We start from the raw sequence: 8906 nt of genomic DNA on the forward strand, positions 1-8906 counted from the left end.
CCCAACGGATTTAACATCAATGAGGGATGTGGTGCGATGCATCCGGAGTATTTGGCAAAGGCCGTACTTGAGTATCGTGCAGATGTCGGGATAGCACTTGACGGGGATGCGGACAGACTGGTCATTGTAGATGAAAAAGGTGATGTGGTCGATGGCGATAAACTGATGGGTGTACTTGCTGTATATCTTAAAGCTCAAGGTACGCTCAAAGGTAATGGAATGGTTGCTACAGTGATGAGCAATCAAGGACTTGATGAGTATCTTGCTTCAGAGGGTCTTACTTTACATCGTTCTGCTGTGGGAGATAAAAATGTAGTGGAGATGATGCAGGAATACGGCATGAATTTCGGTGGCGAGCAAAGCGGACATATCATTTTCTCAGATTATGCGAAGACGGGAGATGGTATCTCCAGTGCATTGCAGGCCTTGTCTTATCTGGTAGATACAAAGCAAAAAGCAAGTGAAGCATTTAACCCGTATGAGTCGTATCCTCAAATTCTAGTAAACCTTTTGGTGGAGGAAAAAAGAGACTTTGACACTATTGATGGGCTTGATGCCTTGAAAGAAAAAGTAGAAAACCTAGGTATGAGGCATCTTTTCAGGTACTCCGGAACAGAAAACAAAATTCGTCTTTTACTTGAAGGAAAAGATGAAAATAAACTTGAAGAGATGATGGAAGAGTGTAAAACATTCTTTAAAGGTGCGCTAGCCTAATGAGAGGGGTGGCTGTCTTTTTTCTTGTCCTTTTGGGGACATTCATCATCGATCAGAATATCAAATCACTTTTTGTGGAGGGGTATTATCGTGCAGGAGAGTGCATTGACCTTGAGCTACACTACAATAAAGGTGTAGCTTTCTCTATGTTGGCATTTCTTGGACCTTACCTTAAATGGATCCAAGCAGTGCTTGTTCTGGGTATCTTATTCTTTATTTTCAAAGAGGGATACATCAAGCGTTATGCATTTCCAGCAGGGCTACTGATCGGTGGCGCACTGGGTAATGTGTATGATCGTTTTGTACATGGAGGAGTAGTTGACTATGTCGCTTGGCATTGCGGCTTTAATTTTGCTGTATTCAATTTTGCAGATGTGGCCATAGACCTTGCTGTGGTGTGGATACTTATCATGGTGTATTTTTTCAAAGAAGACGCTGAAGAGAAATGAAAATAATTTTCTTCCTTGTAAGCTTTTTGGGGTTACTTCAAGGAGAGATCTTGAATACAGAGATAGCCCCTTCTTCTAACGAAAATCAATTTCAAGGCATTACCCTTTTAGCTCAGAAAAGACTTTTGTTTAAAGAGATCAGCGGGTTGAAATTTTCTGAGATCTCAGATGTAACATATGATCTAAACGAAAAAAAACTTTATCTGCTAAGTGACGAGGGAATACTTTTTGTTTTTGAGGCAACTTTTTCTGACAGGATAGAAACATTCAATGCCGTAAGAGGGATGAGACTGGCTAAAAAAGAGGGTAAAAAGTTTAAGAAGTGGCGTCATGACAGTGAAGGGTTGGCTTTAGATAATAAAGGACATCTTTATGTTTCTTTTGAAGGCAGAGCCAAAGTAGGAAAGTTTAACCAAAAAGGTGAAATGGTTAAAAAGTATACGCTACCTAAAAAACTGAGAGACCCTAAAAATTACAGAAGTCGCAATAAATCTTTAGAAGCCTTAACCTGGCATCCCAGATATGGCTTGCTTACTGCAGCAGAATGGCCACTGAAAAATAAACAGAAAAAAGACCAGACTGTGTACGCCTTGAATGGGAAAGAGTGGCAATTCAAGGCAGAAGCAGAACAGAGAAGTGCTGTTGTCGCAATGGAAGTGATGGATGACGGTAATCTTCTGGTCATGGAGCGTTCTTACAGTGGTCTTCTAAATCCTTTTGTGATAACGTTAAAAAAAGTCTATCTTAACAAGTGCAAGAACAAGATGTGTAAAAGCGAACTTTTGATTAAAATGAACAGCCATCAAGGGTGGAGCATTGATAATTTTGAAGGTTTGGCCAAAGTGGGGAAACATCGTTATGTGATGGTAAGTGATGATAATGGCAATTTTTTTCAACAGACGTTATTGATTTATTTTGAAGTCACACATTGAGTCTAACATACCTTAAGGTATAATCTTCGTATGAAAAAATCAATTAAAATAATACTTTACAGTGTACTGAGCGTGATATTAGGGTGCATGGTTTTCTTTGGTGTTAAAGCATATGACCAAGCGATACTTTATGAAAAGGCGACTACGGAACTGGTGTCGTATCAAGATGCTGGACAGCAGGCAAGTCTCCAACTTGAAAAATTTGCAAAAAGTTTATTGGGGGATCTTTATGAAGATGAACAAAAGATCAATCTTGATAAGATCCGTGAAAAACAGACAAAGGCCATGCTTCAGGCGCAAGAAAATACCATTTACTTTATGGTTCTGTTAGGGGTTATATTGATTTTATCTCTTCTTGGCTCTTTACGGACCTTTACGTTGTTTGGTTCTTTGTCTGCCACAGTGACACTTATCCTTGGTCTCATTACCCCTATCCTGATGGTGACCATTCATAAAGAAGTGGAATATTTAGGGGATATCGTACTCTCCTTTGAATCAAAGGGTGTGATCGGATCCATAGTAAAACTTTATGAAAGTGGAGATATTATTGTTGCAATCGTAATACTTCTTTTTTCTGTGCTGGTCCCCGGACTGAAAGTACTCTCTTTGCTTTTCGTCTCGATATTCATGGAGAGTAAATTTGCGCATAGTATTATCAAGTTTTTTAAGATGATAGGAAAATGGTCTATGGTGGATGTCTTTGTCGTAGCGGTTTTCTTAGTGTATCTTACAGCCAATAAAGGGGATGTGAGCCGTGCAGAAGTTGAAGTGGGGCTTTACTTCTTTTTGGCGTATGTGATTGTTTCTATGTTTGTCAGCTTGAGTGCGGACAAGATGTTATCTGCGAACAAGAGCATATACTGAGCAAGGGATAAGGTGAGTTAGATCACCATATCTATATCATCATGATCTTGACAGTATTTAAAGATACGATCTCTCTCTTCCTCTGTTTCCACAGTGCAACTGGCATTATAGGTATGAAACTTACCGGTTTTTGAAGAATTACCTAAAGAGCAAAGATGTTTTTTTTCTCCCATCGCTTCTTTAATGCAGGCTAAAATGGCTTCCTTATCTCTACCTATGAGTTTAAAGCCCCATTGGGTCGGATATTCTATATTGGGTTTTTGGGGTGTGTTATCATCTAAAATCATTGCTTCTCCTTTTGACTTTTATACGCGATTAAAATCACCACTGTTACCGCCGGATTTATTTTCCAGTTGAACATTTTTAATGACCATGCCTTTATCGATGGCTTTGAGCATATCGTAGATAGTAAGCAGTCCTACACTCACTCCGGTAAGGGCTTCCATCTCTACCCCTGTCTGTCCATTGAGCTTTGCTGTGACTGTGAGTTTAAATCCTGGAAGTTCCGGAAGCTCTTCTATATCGGTTTTCACGGAGGTCAGCATGAGTGGATGACACATAGGGATGAGCGTTGAGGTTTGCTTGGTTCCCTGGATGGCAGCAATGACGGCAGTTTGCAGGACAGGACCTTTTTTTGCTGTGTTTGCAACAACAGCATCAAAAGCAGGCTGTCCTACTTCTATGATACCACTAGCTGTGGCAATACGTGTTGTATTGTCTTTATCGGAGACATCGACCATTTTAGGTTTATTTTGTTCGTCTAGATGCGTAAGGTTCACGTGTTATCCTCATACTTATTTAATACTATAATAGGCGTATTTTAACATAAAAAAGACGTAAGTAAAGAAGTGCTGACGATAAAAATAGTTAAAATGACGAAAAAAGTAAGAATATACTTGACTTTTATCATCATATAAGATAACATTATGGAAATTATAATAAATAAAGGGACTCTATGGTTTATGGATATATGAGACAAGTACCAGATTTTCCGAATTTGACTACGCAACAAAGTGATATTTTATCTTTTTCATTAATAAAAGAACTTACAATTGACAAAGAAGTGGTTGAATATGCGACAAAAAACCTTCTGCTGGATGAGAGAGAAGAGTTTGAAGACTTTTTACAAACGATGCAGGATGGTTACACAGTTATTGTCTCTTCTTTGTATATACTGAGTGACAGGGTAGAAGAGTTGGTAAAGGTTATTAACTGTATGCTCAGTCATAATGTTAATCTTTGGATCGTAGATAAGAATATGCTTATGAACAAAGATACAAACATGGTGGATATCTTTCCTTTGCTCAATGCATTAAGGACAGAGGAAAAAGAAAAAACAAACCATATAGGACGTCCAAAAGGCAGTAAGTCAAGTTCTAAGTTTGATATTTACCAAAGAGAGATCATCTCTCATTTGAGTGAGGGAATGAGTGTCAGTGCTATATCTAGAAAATTAAACGTGAGCCGCAGTTCTTTGAAAGACTATATTGAGTCACGAGGGATCAAGGAATTAATAGAAGGGTCATGGATAGAGATGGATCAATCAAGAAGTGACAGAAGTATGGAGAATATTGTACTTATCTGTCCGTTTGAAGAAGCAAGAAAAGCAAAAAAACAGAAGGTGTCATAATGGAAACAACAATAGAAGAACAATGTCTCTCGGAAAAGAAAAAAAATAAATCAAAAGAGTATTTAAAGGGTTGGGTACCTTATCGTATAAAAAGATATTGGGCATATGTGGCTGCAACGGTAGTAGCTTTGGCGGTGCCATGGATCACAATCAATGGTAATCATATGTTCTTGCTAAGCTTTGATCAGAAAAAACTACACTTGGCAGGTATAGCGTTTGATATGCAGGAACTTTATCTGATGCCATTTTTACTTATGCTCCTTTTTCTTGGGATATTTGCAGTCACTGCAGTAGGGGGTCGAGCATGGTGTGGATGGGCCTGTCCTCAAACTATTTTTCGTGTGATCTATAGAGATGGCATAGAAACAAAACTTTTAGGTCTACGTAAAAAAATAAAGAACAAGCAAAAAGACCCGGATATGAGCAAGCTGGAAAATAAAGTGAAAAGTGTTATTGCTATTTTACTATGGTCTGTGTTGGCATTTGTGGCTGCTGCCAACTTTTTGTGGTTCTTTGTGCCGCCTGAAGATTTCTTCAGCTATTTGAGCAATCCAACAGAGCATATGGTTCTCGTAGGTATATTAGTGAGTACGGCACTGTTTATCATTCTTGATGTAGTATTCATCAAAGAGAACTTCTGTGTCTATATCTGTCCTTACAGCCGTGTGCAGTCGGTACTTTATGATGATGATACGATTATGGCTGTTTATGACCCTATTCGCGGTGGAGACATCTATGAAGGCCATGGATACGAAAGAGAGAAGAAATTTAACAGCCAAAAAGAGTTACTAAAGGTAGACAGTACTGCAGAATGTAACACTTGTGAATCATGTGTAACAGTATGTCCTACACATATTGATATCAGAAAAGGATTGCAGCTTGAGTGTATCAACTGTCTTGAGTGTGTTGATGCCTGTACGTCAGTCATGGGAGCATTGGGTAAACCGAGTTTAGTGCAGTGGTCAAGTGAAAAAGAGACACTTCATCATGCAGGGAAAACTAACTACTTCAGAGGGAAGGTAATCGCATATTTTGCAGTGTTGATGATCGTACTTGTGGCACTGTTTGTTATGGGAAGTAAAAAAGAACATATGCTCTTAAATATAAATAAGGGACAGAGGCTCTATAAGGTACTAGATAATGGTGTGGTACAAAATGACTATATCTTTATGTTTGCAAACACAGATAGAAAAGAACATACCTATTACTTTGAAATCGTCGGCAATGACAAGATAACGATCAAAAGACCTGCAGAACCATTTAAGCTGGGGGCAGGACAGAAAAAGAAAAAAGTTGTCATATTGGAAACAAAAGAACAACTAGCGAATAATGCTAGAAAAGATGTTCCTATACCTATACTCATTAGAGCATATGCGACAGATGATAAAGAAAAAATTGTAATTGATAGAGAGATGGTATTTTTCTATCCTCGTTCAGACTTGGTGAAAAAATAAGGAATATATGATGGAACCGACACTTGACAATATTGAAGACTATAAGAGTAAAGGAAGTACTGAAAAGAGATTGACGATATGGATCGTGATTCTCTCTGGATTATTGCTAGGCTCTATTTATGGAATTATTAGCGCAAATACAAATGTATCAGATACTTTAGTGACAAAAGAACAGACAGGTATAATTAAGTATTAGGAGAGAGATGATGCAAAAAGTATTGGTACTTGGTGGTGGCTTTGCAGGCGTGGAAGCTGCTATCTATCTTAAAAAGCAAGATCTGGATGTAACACTGGTAAGTGACAGGGACTATTTTTATATTTATCCGACTTCTATCTGGATACCTACCGGTGATCTAACAAGAGAGGATGTTTCTGTCCCCTTGGATAAACTTGCAATGAAACACGGGTTTGAGCTTATTGTTGATCCTGTAACACAGGTGGATGCTGCAGAAAAAAAAGTAATCTTAGCAAGTGACCGTGTTCTAGAGGGGTATACCTACATTGTGGTAGCGCTAGGCCAGGACAAGATACAGCATAAAGGGATGGAGCATACACTTTCTATCTGCGGTAAGCCAGAAGAGGCTACAGCACTGTATGAACGTTTAGACACATTGATACACAAAGGCGGGGGTAAGATCGCTATGGGCTTTGGTGGTAATCCTAAAGACACTTCTGCTGTACGTGGTGGCCCTGCATTTGAAGTACTTTTTAATGTGGATACCTATTTGAAGAAAAAAGGTGTACGTGAACACTTTGAACTTACTTTTTTTGCCCCAATGGAAAAACCTGGACAAAAGATGGGTGAAAAAGCGTTAGTGATGATGGACAAGATGTTCAATATGACGAACATCTCTAAAAAAGTAGGAAGCAAAATCACACATTTTGAAGAAGATGGTATCTGTTTTGCAGATGAGACTAAACTGGAATCTGATTTGACGATGTTTATCTCGGCTGGGACGGGACATCATATTTTACAAGAGTCTGGGTTACCACTGAGCGATGCAGGCTTTGTTGTCACCAATGAGTATAATGAGATAGAAGGCTTTGATGGTATTTATGCCATTGGGGATTCGGCTTCTCTTATGGGACCGGAATGGAGAGCTAAACAGGGACATGTTGCTGAGGTAATGGCTAAGAATGTATCTTATAATATTATGAACCACATACAAAACATAGATTCAAAACAAAGTTATATAGAACATTTAAATATTTTATGCGTGATGGATACGGGTAACGGTGCTGCTTTCGTGTATCGTAGTGACAATGGAGGGAAGATGATACCTATGCCTGTAGTGGGTCATTGGATGAAAAAGATGTGGGGATGGTATTGTCGTTATTCTAAATTGGGAAGGATCCCTAGGATCCCTGGCATGTGATACGTATTGAAAAATGACATTATCTTGTCATTTCAACTGTGCGATACTTGATGAATTTAGGTAATTTTTTAGAAATAAGACAAAATCTATCTTATTTAAGATTGTATTTATATTGCTTAAGACATAATGCTTGTACAAAAATTAATTTAAAGGCAATTAAATGGCAACAGTAACATTTAAAAATGACATCGTATGTAACCTAGCAGGTACAGAAATTAACGTAGGGGATACAGCACCAGTAACTACAGTAGTAAACTGTGATCCAATGCTTCAAAATGAAACAATTGGTGGAGAAGGTAAAGTTCAACTTGTAGTAGCAGTACCATCACTTGATACAGGTGTATGTGATGCAGAGACTAGAAGATTTAACGCCGAAGCAGCTAACCTTGACGGCGTAGAAGTAATCACTGTTTCTATGGACCTTCCATTTGCAGCAGCTAGATGGTGTGGTGCAGCTGGAATCGAAAATCTTAAAGTATGTTCAGACTTCAGAAACAAAGATTTCGCTAACGCTTATGGTGTATTGTTGGCTGATGGTCCTTTGGCTGGGATTACAGCTAGAGTGATCTTTGTAATAGGTAAAGACGGTAAAGTTGCGTATAAGCAAGTTGTACCAGAAATTACAACAGAGCCAAACTATGAAGAAGCACTTGCAGCAGCTCAGGCAGCTTGTTAATTCGCTTTTTTACTTTAGATAAACCTCTTCTTGTGAAGAGTGTTTATCTCTATCTACTGTTTCCCTCTCTATTTTTCACACTTCTTTATTTACCGTTAGTTATCCAATTTGTGTTAAAATATCTTAATACTACGCTTCAAGGACAGTAAAAAAATATGCGATATCTCTATGGATGTATGGTACTCATATGGTTGGCAGGATGTAAACAACCTCTTGAACCTACTATTGTTAATAACCAATATACATTAGAAGAGTGCAAAGAAGAGTTACTGGAGGCTGAAGATTTTTCTCAAGGTGAAAGTATAGATAAGATCGTTGTAGTTAAGAACGAGCGTAAAATGTATTTGTACAAAGACAATAAAGTGACGAATACACTACCGGTTTCTTTGGGTAAAAATCCTATAGGAACAAAACAGCAGCAAGGAGACAACAGAACACCTGAAGGTGAATTTTGGATTTCCAGAAAACTCTGTTCTCCTAAATACTATCGTTCTCTTTGTATCTCATACCCACGACCGGAAGATAAAGTAAGAGCTGCCAGACGGGGCGTTAATCCGGGAGGAGCGATCACCCTCCATGGACAACCTACCTGGAATGCAGATGGCAAAGGGGATAGTTATACGCTTTCTCAAAATTGGACGCAAGGGTGCGTGGCTGTGACAAATTCTGCGATGAAAGAGTTGTGGTATGCTGTGCGTGAAGGTGTACCTATTGTTATACGATAAGGGTAGAGTATGAGATATACGCAAAAGCAGATCGATAAATTTAATCGTCAAAAATACATCGTGGAACTAGAAAAAATCAGTAAAAA

11 protein-coding genes and 1 pseudogene are annotated in these 8906 nt (G+C 38.5%); 10 read left to right on the forward strand and 2 right to left on the reverse strand.

What is annotated here, in order from left to right:
- The 4 genes and pseudogenes from glmM to ABYK33_RS10870 form a co-directional block, all read left to right on the forward strand.
- Positions 1–714, forward strand: a pseudogene (gene glmM, locus ABYK33_RS10855) (phosphoglucosamine mutase); the annotation flags it as partial.
- The gene (lspA, locus tag ABYK33_RS10860; protein WP_373033226.1) at positions 714–1163 is read left to right on the forward strand and encodes a signal peptidase II; all 450 of its coding nucleotides are present in this window, start codon (positions 714–716) and stop codon (positions 1161–1163) included. The pseudogene glmM and the gene lspA, both read left to right, overlap by 1 nt.
- A 50-nt stretch (positions 1164–1213) precedes the next feature.
- Entirely contained in the window at positions 1214–2095 is an 882-nt protein-coding gene (locus ABYK33_RS10865; protein ID WP_373033227.1) for an esterase-like activity of phytase family protein, read from the forward strand.
- A 30-nt stretch (positions 2096–2125) separates the two neighbouring features.
- Positions 2126–2959: a paraquat-inducible protein A gene (locus tag ABYK33_RS10870; protein WP_373033228.1), complete on the forward strand. Its 834-nt coding sequence runs from the start codon at positions 2126–2128 to the stop codon at positions 2957–2959.
- 17 nt (positions 2960–2976) lie between these two features.
- On the opposite strand, the gene ABYK33_RS10875 is transcribed toward ABYK33_RS10870, so the two are convergent.
- Positions 2977–3246 carry a YbeD family protein gene (locus ABYK33_RS10875; protein ID WP_373033229.1) on the reverse strand — a complete coding sequence of 90 codons (270 nt, stop codon included), beginning with the start codon at positions 3244–3246 and terminating at the stop codon, positions 2977–2979.
- Positions 3247–3264: 18 nt separating this feature from the next.
- A complete protein-coding gene (moaC, locus tag ABYK33_RS10880) occupies positions 3265–3738 on the reverse strand; it encodes a cyclic pyranopterin monophosphate synthase MoaC (protein WP_373033230.1) in 474 nt (157 codons plus the stop codon).
- A gap of 176 nt (positions 3739–3914) precedes the next feature.
- Here moaC and ABYK33_RS10885 point away from each other — a divergent pair, with 176 nt between their 5' ends.
- From ABYK33_RS10885 to ABYK33_RS10910, 6 genes are all read left to right on the forward strand, one after another.
- Entirely contained in the window at positions 3915–4589 is a 675-nt protein-coding gene (locus ABYK33_RS10885; RefSeq protein WP_373033231.1) for a recombinase family protein, read from the forward strand.
- The gene (gene ccoG / locus ABYK33_RS10890) at positions 4589–6043 is read left to right on the forward strand and encodes a cytochrome c oxidase accessory protein CcoG (RefSeq protein ID WP_373033232.1); all 1455 of its coding nucleotides are present in this window, start codon (positions 4589–4591) and stop codon (positions 6041–6043) included. Before ABYK33_RS10885 ends, ccoG begins: the two co-directional genes overlap by 1 nt.
- 10 nt (positions 6044–6053) lie before the next feature.
- Positions 6054–6239 carry a hypothetical protein gene (locus ABYK33_RS10895; RefSeq protein ID WP_373033233.1) on the forward strand — a complete coding sequence of 62 codons (186 nt, stop codon included), beginning with the start codon at positions 6054–6056 and terminating at the stop codon, positions 6237–6239.
- A gap of 10 nt (positions 6240–6249) precedes the next feature.
- A complete protein-coding gene (locus tag ABYK33_RS10900; protein ID WP_373033234.1) occupies positions 6250–7419 on the forward strand; it encodes an NAD(P)/FAD-dependent oxidoreductase in 1170 nt (389 codons plus the stop codon).
- Positions 7420–7579: 160 nt separating this feature from the next.
- Positions 7580–8095 carry a thiol peroxidase gene (gene tpx / locus ABYK33_RS10905; protein ID WP_373033235.1) on the forward strand — a complete coding sequence of 172 codons (516 nt, stop codon included), beginning with the start codon at positions 7580–7582 and terminating at the stop codon, positions 8093–8095.
- A gap of 155 nt (positions 8096–8250) precedes the next feature.
- The gene (locus tag ABYK33_RS10910) at positions 8251–8820 is read left to right on the forward strand and encodes a murein L,D-transpeptidase family protein (RefSeq protein ID WP_373033236.1); all 570 of its coding nucleotides are present in this window, start codon (positions 8251–8253) and stop codon (positions 8818–8820) included.
- Positions 8821–8906 lie beyond the last annotated feature (86 nt).

It is taken from the genome of Sulfurovum sp. (assembly GCF_041562805.1).
Lineage (GTDB): Bacteria > Campylobacterota > Campylobacteria > Campylobacterales > Sulfurovaceae > Sulfurovum.